Below are 19032 nucleotides of genomic sequence, written 5' to 3' on the forward strand. Positions count from 1 at the left end.
AAGCATAGCAGAATATGGTAATTCCAAACTTTAAAGTAGTTAGAGGTTGCTTTTTTGCTTATTAAAAGTGATTTGTTTTTTTGACATGGATAATTATAATATTGATTTTCAAAATTATAGCAATTAGTCTTGATTCTTGATTCTGGAAGCGATAGCGATCCTGAATCTTTACCGGTCACTAATGAAAAATATGATATAATTATCAAGTAGACAAGTAGTAGTATAGTGAGAAGTGGTAAAAGAATTCTTTATTACTTGTACTTTCAGAAAAACGTAACTTCATTAAAAAAACCCGCTTCAATAGCACTCAAACATACTAATGAAACGGGTTCGCAAAATTAACTAATTCTCACTTCAGAATTTTACTAATTTTTAATAAGCTTTAGTGTTTTTCTTTCTTTTCCTTCTTGTGAAACACTTAGAAAATATATTCCTTGGGACAGGTTTTCAATATTTATCTCATTACTATTATTCAAGGTGGTATTGATATACGTAGTACCTTTAATATCATAGATACGGATATGACTATTAGTCGCAGTATCTAAACCATTAAGATAAACTGTACCTGAAGATGGATTAGGATATAATTCAACCTGATTTAAATCGTTTTCATTCAAAGCACTTTTAAGTTCAGCTGGTACTATATTCATTGTTCCCAAATTAAAGCCACCTCTATCTATATAGATTTTCATCACTTGTCGACCAACAGTCAGTCTAACTCTATCGATTCTAGTGTTTACAAATCTATTCATACTACCAGTTGATTTTACCCTTTGTAATCCGGTAGCATTGAAACCATTAAATTCGATATGAAAAGCACCGTTGCTATTTGGAGAAGCTGTTTGTATATCAAATGTATAGAAACCAGGTTTAGTAATGTTCACTGTATATTCTAACCATTCCCCTTGTAAGATCCAACCAACATTACCTGCCGGCGTTCTTTTTTCAGTATCTACATCAGTATCTTGTCTTTTTCCAGGACCTTCATTTCCAGGTGATCTATCAAAATAAGCAACATTCTGACCTCCAATGTCAAATTCTACTGAATTAATAATTCCAGGGATAATACTTGGCTTACCGGTATAAGGCATTTGTCCGCCAGTTGCTGGCTTTTTAATAACTCTTACCGTTGTTGTGGCTTTAAAACCTCCATCTTTAGTAGTTGCAGTAATAACGGTTATACCTACTTTTAGTGCTCTTACCACACCATCAGAATTTACTGTGGCGATGGATGGAATAGTAGATGTATAAGTAACTCCTTTTTCCGTAGCATTGGCTGGAAGTATAGCCGGCGTTAACTTTTTAGTAGCTCCTGTTTTAAGTGTTAGACTATTAGGAGTAAACCTTATTCCGGTTACAGGTATTTTTGTAGTAGTTCCACCTTTAGTTACGGTAACCGTTGATGTTTTAGAGAAATTCCCATCTACAGATTTAGCAGTGATCACTGCTCTACCAGCCTTTACAGCTCTTACCATACCGTCTGCATTTACTGTAGCCACAGAGGGATTACCTGATGTAAAAGTAATTCTTTTTACGGTAGCATTAGCAGGAGTTACATTTGCTGCTAATTTTCTGGTAGTTCCCGCTCTTAAAGTCATAGTAGCAGGTGCAAGGTTAATTCCGGTTACAGGTATTTTTGTAGTAGTCCCATCTTTAGTTACGGTAACCGTTGAGGTTTTAGAGAAATTCCCATCCACAGATTTAGCAGTGATCACTGCTCTACCAGCTTTTACAGCTCTTACCACTCCATCTGCATTTACTGTAGCCACAGAGGGATTACCTGATGTAAAAGTAATTCTTTTTACGGTAGCATTAGCAGGAGTTACATTTGCGGCTAACTTTCTAGTAGTTCCTGCTTTTAAAGTCATAGTAGCAGGAGAAAGGTTAATTCCGGTAACCGGAATTTTTGTATTATCATTACCTTTAGTAGGCTTATATACTCGAAGCCAATCTACTTTCATAGTATTTTTAGCAGGATCTTTTAAATCTTTATCGCTAGGTGTACGTCCTGCATCTACATGCCAGTTTTGAGATTCCACATTAATGATAATATCCATAGCCTTATTAAACCCAGCTCCTTTTTGGAAATTATACGGATCAATAATACTAACTGAAGAAGCATTACTAGCTTTCTTTAAAGTTTGTAGCGAATAAGACTTACTAGTTTGAAATCGCGTCATTGCTTGGAAACCGTCCTTTTTAAAGTTCAACCTTCCGTTAGTCATCGTAGGATACTCATAAGTCCAGGTATTGTTTCTATTAGTTGCTACTGCTTTGTCATAAAGCACGCGTACTAACTTACCATCGATGTAATATTCAAAATGGAAAGGACTAATCCAGTTAACTCCAATACGAACATATCTTCTGTTTCCTTTGTTCCAGTGATATTCTCCCCAGTTCTTAACAGTAGGCGTACCCCACCAGCTATTAAAATCACGTGGTTGATAGTCTGTAAAAGGTTGGCGAACAAAAGAATGGTGGCTTAAGTGAATAAATTCGGCAAAAAATGCATTTCCATGTTCATTACCCCCGTAACATTCGATAACGTCAATTTCTTGTGTATCATCAGGACTTAATAACCAAACATCGGATGCTAAAACAATATCAGCAACACTTACCCGTGCCTCTACAAATACCGGATATTTAACTCTTGAATTTGAAGTAATACAACCGGAACTAATACCATCTTGAGGCCGTCCCATTTTATTAGGAAGCCGTGTAGGTGGCAAGTCTTCTTTATTACGATTCCATCGAGAGGCTTCTAATACAAGGTCATTTCCATCTACAGATACATGGTTGTATTTCCAATAGGTTGTGCCTGGTCCGTCCCAACCATTGTGATAAAAATTGTACCACTTTTTTCCTCCGAAATCACTGCGTTTATTCGTTTTCTTAAAGACATAATTAAAGTCATCTGAGGGTGCTTCTAGTAATTTCCAGGTTGATCCAGGGCTAGCTTGAGCCGGAACCGGAATTCCCTTCCAATCCTGGGCAAAAAAGGAAAATGTGCATAAGAAGAGCAAAAGCGAGAGTCGCTTTCGGGTCACAAATAATAGATTTGTTCTGTGCGTTAAAAATTTCATAGTTTATAATTTATAATTTATAGTTGAATTCAAATTTTGATAGCTATACAATTTTAAGAGTATCCCATTTTTCTTAATTACATGCAAACTATTCGCTAGGATTACCAAGTAATTAGAAATATTAATATTACTTTAACTGTATGTTCCTTAGCTTTTAAAATGATTTTGTGTTATAAATAGTTAGTTAAAAAACTATTATTTCTAGTAGACCAAAAATATTTTTCTTTAGTTTTTCGAAATAAAAGTACAGGTTTTTTAATAGAATGACAATTAAATTTGGTTGTTATAAGTGTCATTTTTCATAATCGTAAAAATTTCTAATTTGTTATATTTTTAATGAATGAATAAAACTACCGATTGAAATACCATATCGTGTTTCAATCGGTAGTTTAAAAATTTAATTATTTTTTAACTAATTTTAAAGTTCTGTTTCCTAAGGCTTGATTGACAAGCGTAAGGAAGTATATTCCCTGTGGTAAGCTGTCAATGTTAAGGATATGATCTTTGCTAAGTTCCTGATCTAAATATTTAGAACCTTTAACGTCATATACCTTTATCATATGTGGCTCATCCTGTGCTAATCCTTGAATAAATACTTTACCTGTAGCAGGATTTGGAAATAAAAGGATATTTTGCTCTGGTAACTTATTAACTATATTACCAGAACTTCTAACAGAAGAACCAGTACTTAAAATAATTTTATCTAAATTCCACTGCCAGGTAGCATTACTAGAAGCCTCTATTCTAATAGTATGAGGACCAGCAGCTAAAGTTACCGTACCGTCTGCAAATGCTGTAAAGTCATCCCAGTCTCCGTTTGTAGGAACATTAGAAGTAGAAGCTACTACACCATCTACTAACATTCTGATTTGAGATCCTCTAACAGGCGTAGAAATTAAATAGTTAATAGCATAAGTTCCGGCTGTAGCAATATTTATCTCATACTCTGTCCAGTCACCATTATTCACATAATTGATATTAGTTGCTGTCCTATTAACTCCTGATCCAGGTCCACCTGCAAAAGCATCATCAAAATCTCCACCGGTACGTACAAAATCTTCAGCTTCAATAATTAAAGTAGTTTCCGTATCAACAGAAGTAGTACCTACGGTAACTACACTAGATCCTGTAAATCCACCATCAACGGTAGTAGCTGTGATAGTAGCTCTACCAGCACTTACTGCAGTAACCACACCACCTGTGCTAACGGTAGCAATGCCAGGATTTGATGAAGTCCAATTTAATCCCTTGTTTGTAGCATTAGAAGGAATCACATTAGCCGTAACTGCAGCGTTCTGACCTGGTGCTAATGATAAGGTGCTTACAGGCACGTTAATGCCAGTTACAGCAATCGGATCAGTATCTGCATCTGATCTTCCCGGTACTTTACTGAATTCCCAGGTAAGTAAATTCACTACGTTTACTTCCCCGTTATGACGGAAATCGATTACAATGTCATTGTTTTGCTTAATCAGATTTGTTGGAATTGGGATTTCTAAAGTCCCGAACCATCTACTTCTGTTCTGATCCCCACCTCTCCAGTCAATAGGGGCTTCTATCTCAGTTCCGTTGAATACTAATTTGGTGATACTTAGAAAGCTATCCGGATCGTTATCATCATCGTTAAATAGGTTTGCTGTTACTTTTAGCATCGCTTCAGCCTGTGCCGGGTTGGAAGGTACGGTTACCCCGTTTACAGAAAAACTATTGTCCCCTGGTTTAATCTCTACTCGCTCGTTATTGCTAACTGCTTCACCATAGAACTTTTTCTCAATAGAATTCTGGTTGATGCTGATGTCACTAGCATAGGTATATTTGATAATCATAGTCCCATCTGCTGCTAACTCTACAGAACCTGGGGCAGTAGTACTTGTAGTATTGTCTAGTTTTACGTCCCTTATCCCGGATAAGTATAAATGCTTGGTATTTACACTTTGCAGGTTAGGGGTGTTACCAAAGAAGTTAAGGTTAAGGTCCCTGGCTATGGGTTCTAAGTTGTTTAAAATCAGGTAAACATCATTCCCGTCAATATAAGCATCTACTTGGATATCAGGATCGGTAGACTTTGTATCTACCCGGGTACCTTTTACTTCTGACCAAAGTTCGAACCATTTAATATAGTCACTCCATTCCCATTCACCATCACCGTCATCATCCCGTAGCATTTTGTACTGATACCTGTATTCAGGTCTACCGTCTCCGTTGGTATCTGTATCCCCCCACTGTGCTTTGATAGGGGTAAAGGGCATTGATAGTTCGATGTAGTCCGGTCTTTCTAAGAACTGCATTAGCATGGCACTAAAGGGCTTCATGATCTCCCAATCATACCGGGTATCATGCGGTCTGAAATCCCAGGAACCATTTACCCCTCCGTATTCTGAAATTACGACGGGTTTTCTATTTTCTGCTCCGTTTTTAGAAACATCATACCATTCCAACATTTCCAGGGTAGCTTCTACATGTCCACCCCTTCTGGTCACCCCTCCGTTATTATCATAACTAGGCCAGTCATATAAGTGTACTGCATAAAAGTCCATATTCTCACCGGCAGTATCCATAAAACCTTTCCAGATAACATCCCACTGGAACCATGGTTGCTTTCTGTCAATAAAGAAAGAAGGTTTGTCCACCTGACTGATTGCATAGTTGATTGCTGCCTGGTCACCGGGTGTATCCCCGTAGAAATTTTTAGGATAATCTACATTTTTAAACCTGGAAAAACCGTCTCCTCTAAACAGGTCATGAAGCCCCCAGGTCATACCCCCAATCTTAGGTGCCCTGCTACCCAACTTCTCTTTAACCCCTTTGGCAACCAGGTTATGGTATTCAAAAATATCTTCCCAACTGGACATCATAAACTGTCCTGTGTTCAACACAAAGTCAGGTTCGTTGATTACCTCCCAGTACTTTGGTAAAGGCATTTCATTGTTATCTTCTGTTGAAAAGAATTCGTCCATATATTGAACTACCCATTCCGCAGAAGTTTCAATATCTTGTGGAAGCCAGGTAGCTCCATTGGCACGTCCCCAAGTGGAACCACTGGGGTGACGATAGGACAAAGTAGGATAGGTAGGGTGGGGGTTGGTACCCATGATCATACTTTGTATCTTATCTTTAAATTGCACGCGGTCCTCATCAACGAGGCGGTCTTCAAAAAAACCACGCCAAAACCCTAACATGTTGGATAAGCTATCCCTATCGTGTTTGTTACGCCTGTCCGGATCTGCCGGGGTAAACCCAAACAAAAAAGATGCGTTACCGTTATCCCTACCAAAATAAGCATCCAGGTCATCAATAAGGTATTTCGCTTTGTCCATTTCTCCTTCCCAGTCACCTTCGTATAGGTTGGAATGGATGGTAATGTGTCGTTCCCTCCCGAAGTCCGAAACTCCGTTTACCGAATGTTTGATATCGACGTTTACATCGACCTCAACATTTTGGGCTATACCTGCTATCGGAAATAGCATCAGGAGCCCGATAAAATAAAATAGTCTGTGTTTTTTCATAGTTAAAATTTAAAATATTGTTTATGTAAATTATGTTGGTTAAATAAAGTCATAAGTATATTTTTTAGCTCAAATTGGCTTACATCATAATGCTTTCAAAATGCCTTAATTTTAGAAGACATTGAGCAAGTTCAACCGGTAGTTAATTGATTACATATAGATGTAACCATAACTACTTATGAGATTTTAAATAAATAAAGGCTAAGAGGTGGTAAAATTCTTTATAATAGTTTTTATAAAAAGATTCTTTACCGAGTTTGTGTTAACTGTCGTCATAGTTATTAATTGTTAATTAAAATGTAAAGGAATTAAGAATTCCTCATATTGTTTGTGTTCTTTAATGTCAAAATATTTTTGAATCAATTAAACCTTATGATCAAAATCAGTTTAAACAATTATCGATTTAAAAATATCTAATGAACATATAATTAATAAGTGAAATGTTATTCTGAAATATATGGTTAGTTCTACCTATTCCCTAAAAAAGCAATAACACTTATAACTTGATGGTAAAATTACACGATGTAAGTAATTAAAATTTATTTTGACGTAGACTAGAACTGAACAAATGCTAATTATGCTATTTATCAACTAGACAATAAGTATACTGAATCCTGATGATTTAAGTAATAGGTAATAATTTAGTTATTTTATTATTCATTATTCATAAATATACTTCCAAAAATAGCATATTCGGTTTTACTATAGATTTTTTTTAAAAACAACGTATAAATATGTTTTTATAAATTTCCCTTCTAAAATTGAAAGAAAAAGACTACTTAATGTAGGAAAAAATTATTCTTAAAATGTAATATTTTAAATTTCTAAAGTTTAGAATATCCTATTTGTATGTGAAATTATAAGATGTAGAGGTAACACCTACTATTCATTTTATAGCTATTTACTATTAAATAATGGGTAGTTAAAAAATTCGTTGATCTTAAATAGAATTTTCCGATTAGGAACAGATAAGTGAACTATGACCTATAACATATCTAAAATGATATTTCATCCTTCTTAAAGAAATAACAATAAAATTTAATGTTCAACATTCTTACTATGATCGTTTTTAGCGAAGTTGAGAGAAATAACAATTCAATTTTTGTATTATTTAATGTTTCTTTTGCTATTTAAAACTGAATAGTATGTTTATTCCTTTTCGAATGTCTCCAGTTTCTCATATTAAGATGATACTTCTTAAACCTACAGGAATTAGTATTATCCATATTATCATTTGCTAACTGTTATTGTATTTTTGTTCTTCTTTGTAGCAGAAATCTTATATAATATAGTTTTATGATCGCCTTCTCCAATCTCTATCGTATAGGTTCCTTTTTTAAGAACCTTAGGTTGATATACATCTCCTTTTACACGAATAGAAGAGATCAAAGAGTGGGTATAACTATCCCTTATAGTCACAACTTGATTCGCTTTATGAAGTAGTAATCGTGGAAGTTCATATCCTTCGGAGATATTAAAATTATCTAATTGAGAAATTGTTATTGGCCATCCTTCATACTGCTTACTACTAGTGTTTGTAATGTCAATATTTCTAGGCCAACATTCGAAGGTAATGGTCCGGTTATTTTTATGGAATTTTACAATACCAATTCCGGCAGCTCTTGTGGATAATAGTTTTCCTTTATTAATTTCGTTTTCCGTAGGATTGGCTACCGCCATTACGGTCATTTTGTTACCAAAACCATCTAGAAACTTACCAGTATAATCAGGGGCAGTACCGTAGTTTTTTTTGATAGTTGATTCTTTTGAAGGTTTCCACCAGCGTAACCATAAATTAGCAATGGCAGGAGTGGCAAATGAGTATCCTGCATCTCCAAAGTTATCAATTCCATGTTGAATAAATGAAGCTAAATGCTGATCACCGGCAATCATCGGTGAAAAACTTTTACGAATAACAGATAATGCTTTATTTCTGGCAGATTGTGGCCAGGCATTACTATCAAAATCCTGAGTAATTTCTCGAGTTGATTTTCCTGTATAGTTACTTACCTGTGCAAATATGGTTTGAGAAAGCACTGCTTTCATTTCACTATCCGACCAATCTGTAGTCCATTCTTCTAAAAAATCCAATTGTCTTTTCCCTAATAAAGAAGCTCCTTTTATATCTAATTTATTTACATCCAGAGTTCTATTAAAAAGAACTTCTGATGGACCATTTTTAAAAATCTCCGGATTTTGGCGAGCTACTTCGGTTAGACCGGACTTGAATTTGCGATCCTCAAGAATAGCAAAGCTAATACCTCCCCATTTTAAATCCGTATAATATACTCCTATCCCCCTGGCAATAGGGGTAGGGTCGTAAGGATCCGGTAGATGACTGGTTTGAGCTCTTTCTACTTCATTTATATACGCTATTGGCATATAGTATCCACCGTGAATACCGCGTCTGGAATTTGATTTAATTCCGCCCTGACCCCAAATATTACCCTGACCGACGTCATGATCATCCGTAATACAGATCGTAGGTGTATTACGAATAATATCCCCAAAGTCCCGTCCGAACTTTAACCAATGTAAAAGATGTTCACTATGTTCGTATACCTGGTCTCCGGCAAAAAATAATAAGTCGGGTTTAATTTTTTTAAAATTGTCAACAATATCCTTTCTGGAAATATCACCACCATGTTCGGCATACGAAGAATTGCATGAAAGTACCCCCATTACAAAGTCGTTTTTATCTACCGGATTCTTTCTTATGATACCTTCATAGGTAGCTTTTTCATTGTAAACTACACGATAGGTTACTTCACGAGTATCATCCCAGTTCTCTACGCTAAAGGGAGCGGTATATCCAGGGTAGATAATATTGGTTCTAGCAATTTCTTGCCATTTATTATTTTGCTTTATTTCTAATGTAGCTTCAAAAGGCTCAAAATTTTTAATCGGATAGAATTGAGCGGTGAGTTTCAATTTTTTTTCATGAACCGTATACATCGCAAAACATATCCTGTCCTCTAGCTCGTTCGTAGCAATATAAGAATAAACATTTTCTGTTTGTGCCCCTGAATAAAGCGATTGGATTAAAAGTACAATGAGGAAGAATGATTGCTTTAATCTATAATGAGTTGGTTTGTTTTTTTTCATCTTTAAGAGTATAGTTTTAATTGATTGGTAAAATAGGTATAATTGTAGGTTCAACATAGAAGAATCTTGCCAATTGTATATCTATTATACTAAAAACTACATGAGTTGTCTCTACGGTTTACTATCGTTTTACTTTTATTTTTATGTAGCAATATTATTAACCTAATTTTAGTATAAATTAAAAAACTGCGGGCTTGCCCGCAGTTTTCGACTGTAAATGTAATATATAAATAAATTAGAAATTTTAGACCGAACTCATTTTGTTTAAAATTTAATTCAACTTATATAATTATTTACACGCTCGTTTATTCAACTTCCCGTTAGGTGAGTATACTCTAATCCAGTCAATAAACATTTTTGTTTCAGGTCCAGACTTGATATCTTTACTTCTGAAGAAAGCATCAGTACCTCCGTATCTCCAAGGTTGTGCCGCTTGACTGATTAACATATGCATTTCTCTGGTAAGACCTTTACCACAAGTAGTATAACCTCTTGGATCAATACCATCTTTTCCTTTTAACCCTCTTACCGTTTTAACCTTTTTACCATCTACAAAATAGACCAATTCAGTAGGACTTTTCCATAAAACTCCGAAAGTATGAAATTTCTCACTCCAGACCACGTCATTCAATCGGGAACAACTAGCATTTGTCTTTTTTCTGGACATCCAGGTATCTTTCTTGGGTTGGTAATCAAATCTTTGCGTAGCTGTTTGTCTAAAAGTATGATGACTTAAATGTAATCTGTTAGCAAAATAAGGATTATCTACCTGCTTGCCGTCTACCCTAATTCTTGGACCGTAGGCTTCTAAGTTATCAATTTCTTCTATTTGCGTTTGTTTACTAATCATCCAAACGGCATTAGCCAATTGAGAATTACTGATTCTTACGCTTGCTTCTTGAAATAGCGGATAACTACTAGTTTCAAGTGAAGAAATCATTCCACAAAGCAGTCGTTTTTGATTTCCCTTATCAATTTCAGCTTGAAGAACTAATAACCGATTATTACCTCTGCCACGATAATCATCCTCAAAAGTTACCTGTTTACCAGCTCCAGTCCATACGGTAGGTAATGGAGTAAAAGCATTAACATACCCTAACTTCCATTTTTCCTGAAATCTAGGTGATGCCTTACCACCCTTGTAGTTGAATTCATCAGATAATTCGCTTACTATTTTCCAGCCTCTCATTCCGTTTTGGGCTAAGGGAGTAGCTCGTACCGCCCGGTTTACCGGGGCATCAAATAGATTAATGTCTCCCAATCTACAATTAGATAAAACGGGAATTGAACCCTGATTTTTAAAGTCCGGTTCTTCTGAATTGTCATTGCTGTCTGCTGATAAAATATCTTCATCTACTTGCTCGCAACTCACACTTAGAAGCAGAAGAAATACTGTTAAAATTTTGAAATTTGTCATAATTTGTTAAGATTAGTTTTTGTTAGAGAGTTCGTGCTAAAAAGTTTTAAATAGTTATTAGCTATTCAAAAATTTTTAAGTATTACTAAAATAGTTAGTCGTTATCAAGAAAGAATAGGGGTAGAATACCCTTGTAAAGAATGATTTTCAACATCACTTTTACGTACGGAATTCTAATTTTATTCCTTTTTCTATTCTATTATTGTAATTATTTAGAAAAAGCCTTACAAATAAGTTATAAAGTTAAACCTGCTATAAAGGATAAGCTTTATTTAGTGCGAAGTCGTTGTCGTATACCTTCGTTAGATGTTTGCAACTCACAAGATAAAGATGAAATACGAATAGAATGTTAGAAGTTGTCATAGTTTGCTAAGATTAGTTTTTGTTAGAGAGTTCGTGCTAAAATGTTTAAAATAGTAGTTAGTTATTTTAAATATTTTAAGTATTACTAAAATAGTTAGTTGTTGTTATGAAAGAGAGCAAGTAGATTTTACTAAAAGACAAATATCTATTGTTGCTTTTATCTAATAAAATACGGTATCTCTTTCTAATTTATTATATACTCGTTATAAAACAATTATATAATATTGTGCTAGTGCATAAGCCTAAAGTATACTAAACTTATTGGTTAAGATTGGCAAGCTTACCTAATAAAAGTTGTCTGTATTTACCTTTGCCACTTGTTTGTAACTTACAGTAAAAAGATCAGGTGTAGTCAATGTTTTAAAAGTTGTCATAGTTTGCAAATTTAGTTTGTTAGAGAGTTCGTGTTAAATAGTTATAATTAGTCTCTATATTTTAATAGTATTAAGCTATATTCTAATATTTAGTTAAGATAATAAAAAAAAGAGAAAAAAAGCGTTAATATTTAATGAATTTTACAATTATTCAAAATATTAGCTTTTTTTCTCTCTTCTAAGGTGAAATCTATATGTAAACCATCGTTCGATAGTTAGATTTCATAGGCAAACTAACACTGTATGCCTTTAAGGTCTCAGATCAACTTCACTCATAAATATATCATCAATAAAAATCTTAAGTGGCATATCATTAAATTCATTATCACCTCTGATCAATAATTGTTTTCCTTCGGTCTCATTAGGAGTTACCAGGATAGAACTATACACCCATTGATTCGTTGGGAATGCAGAAGTATATGCCGGATTAGGTCCAGTAGCAAAATTAGGATTCGGTCTTAAGTAAATTCTGAAATCAGGGAAATTAACTCCGGCTGGAGTATTGACCTGACTTTCTATATAAGTCCAGGCACCAATTTCATAAGTTTGTCCGGCTTTTACATCAACTGTACCAAGAATGTGTGCAATAACTGCGCCTCCGTTAGCTTCCATATCAAGTACACCGCTATTAGTTCCGGTTCTTCCACGACCAAAATTTATAGAGAAATCAAACAATTCCCATTTTCCTCCCCAGTTCTGATTGGGCCATTGCGCGAGGTCGGTATTTTTTTCAAAACTATAAGCTATAGGCGTTTTTTCTAACAGATTTTCTCCTTGTTCAAAAGCATCCATAGTAATATCTGTAAAGCTATCTGCTTGTACCGCATCCGTAGTAGTTAAAGTTCCGGCTGTATAAGATACCTTTACCGTATCATCTATATATACTTGGTCATCAGCAATTTTAATAACTAGGACGTTTTGCTTTGCCGGATCAAGGGTAATACTTTCAATAACAGGAGCAGGAGTGATTGGCATTCCGCCATTTTCTATGCTTATTGAGAAATTATCAGGTTCTATTGTATCTTCATTTAATTCTCTACTAAAATTTAACTCTAAAGTTCCATCTTTTTTACCTCTTATCTCATCCAAAGTTACAGGATCCGTAGAAGGGATCACTCTAATTAAATTGGGGATATTGGCAATAGCTTCACCAAATGGTCTTCCGTTAGCGGCTTTTAGATTCAAACCATAAACTCCTAACCGTTTATAAGTTATATCTACCTCATTTACATTTTCTTCTGTTTCCGGATCACCGCCTTCTAAGGTCCAATCAATATCTTGAGGTTCACCTGCGGTCTCTAAAGTATATCTAATAGATCGACCAGCTAATATTACGTTTTGTGCATTGCTAGCAATATTTAAGGCAGCACCCAGAGTACCATCTGGATTAATATAATTAGCTTTCAGATCAATAGCAACTGGTTCCAATACGGTTACTGCGATAGTCGTATCTAACTCTCTACTTCTTTTTTCTCCACCCACAAAAGCCTCTTCTTCAAATACCTGGTTTAAGACAACGTTGTGCCTACCTACCTTAGTAAATACAGCTTTAACTATGTCAGAAGTAGATTCTGTAACATTAGCAACTCCTTCCGGAAAAGTCCATCGTCTCGAGACGACACCAGTAGAAACATCACCAAAAGTTAAATCCGTATTCAATCTAATTTGATTAGCCTGATCTTGTTCAGAAGTAAATATGACTCTTTGACTAGGGACACTTATATCAACATCATCATCCTGACAACTTATAATGGTAGAAAAAACCAGTATAGGGGTAACTATATATTTAAATAACTTTTTCATATGTGTTAAATTTTTAATTTCCAACTTCATCATTTGTTTGTAGTTCTGCTGCCGGTATAGGTAAGTAATTATGTAATTCCGGACTATAATTTTTACTTGCCTGCGCAAAATCCTGACGGATTTTTCCTCTTATAAATAAAGGTGCTACACCGGCACCTGAGCCCATTTGACCATCAATAGCATTCACATCTAAAATACCATCCTGATTTTTTAATCTCCACTCTTCATCAGCGTTTAGTTCACTAATAACATCCCCTGCAATACCCCATCGTACTAAATCTTTCCAGCGATGTCCTTCCAAACAAAGTTCCAATGGCCGTTCTACTCGTCGCAAATGTGTTCTTACGGACTCAACAGAAGGGGTTACCTGGGTTTCTACACCACCATTTACTTGTTTGCTTATATGAAATGCAGGAAAGGTTCCGTTGGTATCAATGTAATCTCTTAAGGTAATTACTCCGGCTCTTCTTCGCACTAAATCTATAAACTCAATAGCAGTATCCACATCCCCGTTAGCTTCCAAAACTGCTTCTGCATACATTAAGTAAACATCTGCCAGTCGTATATGACGGTAGTTTATTTCAGAACGAAAAAGACCATCTTCGCTTTCTAAATGATACCAATTAGAATATTTTTTGGCATATGAACTTTGTCCGAAAACCCAACCGGGTCTTTCACCTATAGGTAATCCGTAATATAAACCATCCCCGTCTATAGGGACAATACTGGCACCCATTCTTTTTGACTGCATATTATCATCATTAACCGGGTTATCAACATCAACTGAATCCCTTACAAAAAGTTCATGAAGGTAGTAGGTAGGTAACACTACATTAAAACCTGCAAAATTTAATTGCGCTATAGATCTTGCAATAGCACTAGCCTCAGCTCCGGTTTCATTATTATTATTATCAACTATCTCACCTCTAACTCCTGGATTAATATCTATATTATAAGGAGTTTCCAAGATAGATTCTGAATTAAATTCCGTTAAATGAGAAAAGTTATCCAAGTTGTTAGGAGCCAATCTATAAATATTAGAATCTATCACTTCTTTTAATTGCGTGGCAGCCTGAGACCACTGTTGTGTGTACAAATAAGATTTACCGAGTAATGAAGTTGCCGCACCCCAGGTTACTCTTCCCAAATCACTCTCCGGCCAGGTTCGTGGTAAATTTTCTTTTGCAAACTGAAGGTCAGGAATAATTATTTGATTCGTTACTTCTTCTATATTGCTTAAAGGAGCTGATATTTGATCTGATGTTTCAGGTACTTCTGTTCTAATAACGGCTTGTCCGTACGTATGAATCAATTGGAAGTAGTAAAAAGCTCGGAAAAAACGTGCTTGAGCTTCAATAGAAACAGCATTTTCAGCATTGTCAAAGGCTTCAGGATTAAGCGGAATTTGCGCAAGTACTTGATTCGCTCTAAATATTCCTATGTATAATTCATTCCATTTATCTACTACTTGTTCGGTAGCATCTCCAAAGGTTAAATTAGAAAAAACAATTTGTCGATAAAAGCTTTCAGTACCAGCTTCATCTCCAAGTAACATTTCAAAAGCAAGTCCGCTTCCACTAATACTTTGAAACTGAAGCGCACCATATACGGTATTTAACGCCCTTTCAAAATCATTTTCAGTTCTCCAAAAGGTGCCGTTATCTACGGAGTTAATATTTTCCACATCTAAGTCACAACTTGTGAGTACTAAAATGCTGAGCAAAAAAGTAATGTGAACATGTAATCTTTTTTTAATCTTCATAATAAAATCTGTATAATATATTTTAAAAACTAAGTTGAACACCTAATAAAATTCTTCTGGAAACAGGATATGTTATTCGATCTACTCCTCTTGTAAAAATTCCATCTCCACCTATTTCCGGGTCAAAACCAGTATACTCAGTAAAAGTAAATGGGTTTTGAGCAGCTGCATATACTCTGGCTTTTGTAAAGAAGTCAGGTAAACTCTTGTTAGGAATAGTATATCCTAAGGTAATGTTTCTAATTCTTAAATACGTTCCGTCTTCTAAGAAGTAATCTGATCTCGCTCTCGTATTCTCATTGGCTCCTGCTCTTCTAGCCGGAATATCCGAATTAGGATTCTGAGGGGTCCATTGCCCTAATTGTTCCTGATGCCTACCTAATCTATAGGCAAGTAGTCTAGCTCCGTTATATACTTCAGCACCATAAGAAAAGTAATTTTGAACGAATAAATCAAAACCTTTATAATTTAAATTTATATTTAAACCAGCTTCGAATTCTGCTTGTCCGGAACCAGCGTATACTCGATCATCATCCGTAATAACACCATCCGTAGCATCTGCAATGCCGTCACCATCAGTATCTACATTAACCTGATCAACATATGCAATATCTCCCAATCTTGCATTAGGCACAAGCTGCTGGTATTCCTGTAATTGTTCTTGTGTTTTGATTACCCCATTATTTTCAAGTAAAAAGAAGGCACCAGCCTCAAATCCTTCTGCCAGGAACGTAGTATTATCCACATTTCCGGTGGTAAATAAAGGAATACCTCCTGAGAAACCTCTACTGGTTCCGTTGAGATCGGTAACTTCATTAACATTTCTAGTAAATGTACCTGCAATATTCCATTCTAAGCCAAAATTAGTTTGACCTTTATAAGATAGAGATAATTCTATTCCTTCATTTGTTAAATTTCCTGCATTGATAATTCTACTACTAAAAGAAGGATCTCGAGGAGCATTTGTTCCAGCAGAAGGGGGAAGTCTTTCTTCTAGCAAAAGATCTTCTCTATTGTTTATGTAGTAATCTGCAGTAAACGTAATCTGATTATTAAATAAGGATAAATCCAAACCTACGTTTCTTGAAATTTTGGTTTCCCACTGGATATCCGGGTCAATAATCCGTCTTCCGATTTGTCCAAAGGCTAAATCTTCATCCGGACCAAACAAGAAGTTAACACCCGATTCGATGATAGGTACATATGGAGTAGGGTTGTTTCCTGCTATAGTTTGATTACCTACTTCTGCAATACTTCCTCTTAATTTGAAGTTTTGTATAAAATCGATATTAGCATTTCGGAAGAAAGGTTCTTCACTTATATTCCATCCTGCAGAAACTCCGTAGAATGTTTTAAATCGGTTATCAGGTCCAAAATTAGAAGATCCATCCCTTCTGATACTTGCGGATAAAAGGTATCTGTCGTCAAAGTTATACTGAATTCGACCTAATAAACCACTTAATCTGTTTTCACTTTCAAATCCGGTAGGATTAATTGGTTCTTCTCCCTGACTTAATACATCCGTATCATTACTGGCCAATCCGATAACTCCAGTACTTAAAGTTTTATTCTCAAATTGTTCAAATGATGACAATGCCAGTAACTGAATATTATGTTTTCCGATATCGAAATAGTAATTTAAAGAATTTTCAATAGTATTTCTTTGACTAAAAATAAAACTCTCCTGTAGTATAGCATCTTCTCTTGAAGCACCAGGTGCAAACTCTCCTCTAAAATTAAAAAGTAAATATTGAGGCTGAAAAGATTTTCTTCTAAAGTCAAAAGAGTTTCTACCCAGGTTAACTTTATAATTTAAACCCTCAAGAATTTCATAGTCCAGACTAAAAGCGACATTTGTACTTTTTATTGTTCTGTTATCTTCATTATTAAGAAGTCTGGTTAAGAAACTTAGTAACTCCGGTTGTCCGGTTCCTACTCCTAAATTAACGATACCATTCACCGGCTGTACATCTGCGATCGGAGGTTGAAATGGTCTTTGTGAAACTGCTTGTTCCAAAAGTGCAAAGGGTTCTTGCTGTCTAAGTTCATCTGTAATACCAAGACTCGTAAATATTTTCAATCTATCCTTTGTATACTGTCCGGTAACCCTTGTACTTAATCGGTTAAATCCGGAATTAATCAAAACACCTTCCTGATCAAAATACGTAGCATTAATATTTAAAGTTAAATCACCTACACCTCCGGATATGTTTAAGTTGTGGTTTTTGATCAGAGCATTATCATTTTGTACGTCTCCTACAAAATCACTATCAAAATCAAGTGCGTTGGGATTTAAGAAAAAGATATTATTATCTAGATTATCCGAATCAAGTAGTAACTGATCGGAAAATAACTGCTCACTGGTGTTTAATAAAGGAACTCCGGAAGTAATATTTTGAACCGCAGTATAGGTAGCGTAGTCAATACTTAGTTTACCTCTTTTTCCTTTTTTAGTGGTAATAAGAATTACCCCGTTAGCTGCTCTTACCCCATACACTGCAGCAGAAGCTCCATCCTTTAATATATCAATAGATTCAATTTGTTCGGGGGCAATGTTTGGATTTCTTTGATATGGAATTCCATCTACAACAAATAGTGGTCCTAAAGAACCAGGACTTAAAGATCCTACACCCCGTATTTGTATGTTTGCCTCTTCTCCCGGTCTACCATTACTAGCCTGAATATTTACTCCTGCTACCTGTCCCTGTAGGGATTCTGCTACATCAGATACCGGAGCTTTTGAAATAATTTCTGCACTTATCGTGTTAACAGCACCAGTAACTTCGATTTTTCGCTGGGTACCATATCCAATTACGACAACCTGGTCTAATTCCTGACTATCTTCGGCCATGACAATATCTACTGTAGTAGCATCTCCTACTACGACGGATTGACTTACAAAACCTACAGAAGAAAAAACAAGAGTTTCTCCTTTTGACACATTAATAGTATAGTTTCCATCAAAATCGGAAACTGCACCTTTACTAGTACCTTGTACTAAAATGTTTACTCCTAATAAAGGCATATTACCTTCATCCGTGATAGTTCCTGAAAGGTTAAATTCTTCCTGGGCTTTTGTGCTAATGGAAACTAACATTAAAACACAAATTAAAAGCCAATGGTTTTTGTTGGCAATAGTTGCTATTTTGTTTTTCATAAATAAATAGGAAACTTAAGTGAAATTAAAAATGTTGACGATTTCTTATTTTTTCAAACGCAAAACGTTTAAATCGTTAAAACAAACATATTAATCTTAATTATTTATTAAAACAATTAGAACTAGACAAAATATAGACAAGTATATTTTTTCCTTATAAAATGTTAAAATTTAACAGATTTCTAAGCTAAATAGTAAAATTTTGCCTTTGATCTGATTTATTTTTGATTTAAACCATAAAAAACAAATTGCTTTGAAGTCTATTTTATAGATAATTCAAAAATTTTATCTTCCAATATGAATTTAAATTTAATTCTATCAAACAATTGTTAATATATCCTAAAGCAATAAATTACTACTTTATCTTTATTAATAGTCTATACAAATAAAATTAGATATGTACTACCTTTTATAGTTTTTAAGGTACCTTAAAATTTGAATGCGAAGTACTTAGCGTTTATG

The 19032-nt window shown here is 34.9% G+C and carries 7 protein-coding genes; all 7 read right to left on the reverse strand.

Annotated elements, in window-relative coordinates:
- Window positions 1–365: 365 nt before the first annotated feature.
- On the reverse strand, window positions 366–3083 hold the full coding sequence (locus NBT05_RS08980; protein ID WP_265773151.1) for an Ig-like domain-containing protein: 2718 nt from the start codon (window positions 3081–3083) through the stop codon (window positions 366–368).
- A 401-nt stretch (window positions 3084–3484) separates the two neighbouring features.
- Window positions 3485–6589 carry a carbohydrate-binding protein gene (locus tag NBT05_RS08985; RefSeq protein ID WP_265773152.1) on the reverse strand — a complete coding sequence of 1035 codons (3105 nt, stop codon included), beginning with the start codon at window positions 6587–6589 and terminating at the stop codon, window positions 3485–3487.
- Between the two features lie 1230 nt (window positions 6590–7819).
- Window positions 7820–9694 carry an alkaline phosphatase D family protein gene (locus NBT05_RS08990; RefSeq protein ID WP_265773153.1) on the reverse strand — a complete coding sequence of 625 codons (1875 nt, stop codon included), beginning with the start codon at window positions 9692–9694 and terminating at the stop codon, window positions 7820–7822.
- A 289-nt stretch (window positions 9695–9983) separates the two neighbouring features.
- Window positions 9984–11111 (reverse strand): family 16 glycosylhydrolase, encoded by a 1128-nt coding sequence (locus tag NBT05_RS08995; protein WP_265773154.1) that lies wholly within the window; start codon window positions 11109–11111, stop codon window positions 9984–9986.
- A gap of 986 nt (window positions 11112–12097) precedes the next feature.
- On the reverse strand, window positions 12098–13651 hold the full coding sequence (locus NBT05_RS09000; protein WP_265773155.1) for a hypothetical protein: 1554 nt from the start codon (window positions 13649–13651) through the stop codon (window positions 12098–12100).
- A 13-nt stretch (window positions 13652–13664) separates the two neighbouring features.
- Window positions 13665–15413 carry a RagB/SusD family nutrient uptake outer membrane protein gene (locus NBT05_RS09005; RefSeq protein ID WP_265773156.1) on the reverse strand — a complete coding sequence of 583 codons (1749 nt, stop codon included), beginning with the start codon at window positions 15411–15413 and terminating at the stop codon, window positions 13665–13667.
- A 22-nt stretch (window positions 15414–15435) separates the two neighbouring features.
- The gene (locus NBT05_RS09010; protein WP_265773157.1) at window positions 15436–18570 is read right to left on the reverse strand and encodes a SusC/RagA family TonB-linked outer membrane protein; all 3135 of its coding nucleotides are present in this window, start codon (window positions 18568–18570) and stop codon (window positions 15436–15438) included.
- Window positions 18571–19032: the final 462 nt, after the last annotated feature.

Origin of the sequence: Aquimarina sp. ERC-38 (genome assembly GCF_026222555.1) — a bacterium.
Taxonomy (GTDB): domain Bacteria; phylum Bacteroidota; class Bacteroidia; order Flavobacteriales; family Flavobacteriaceae; genus Aquimarina.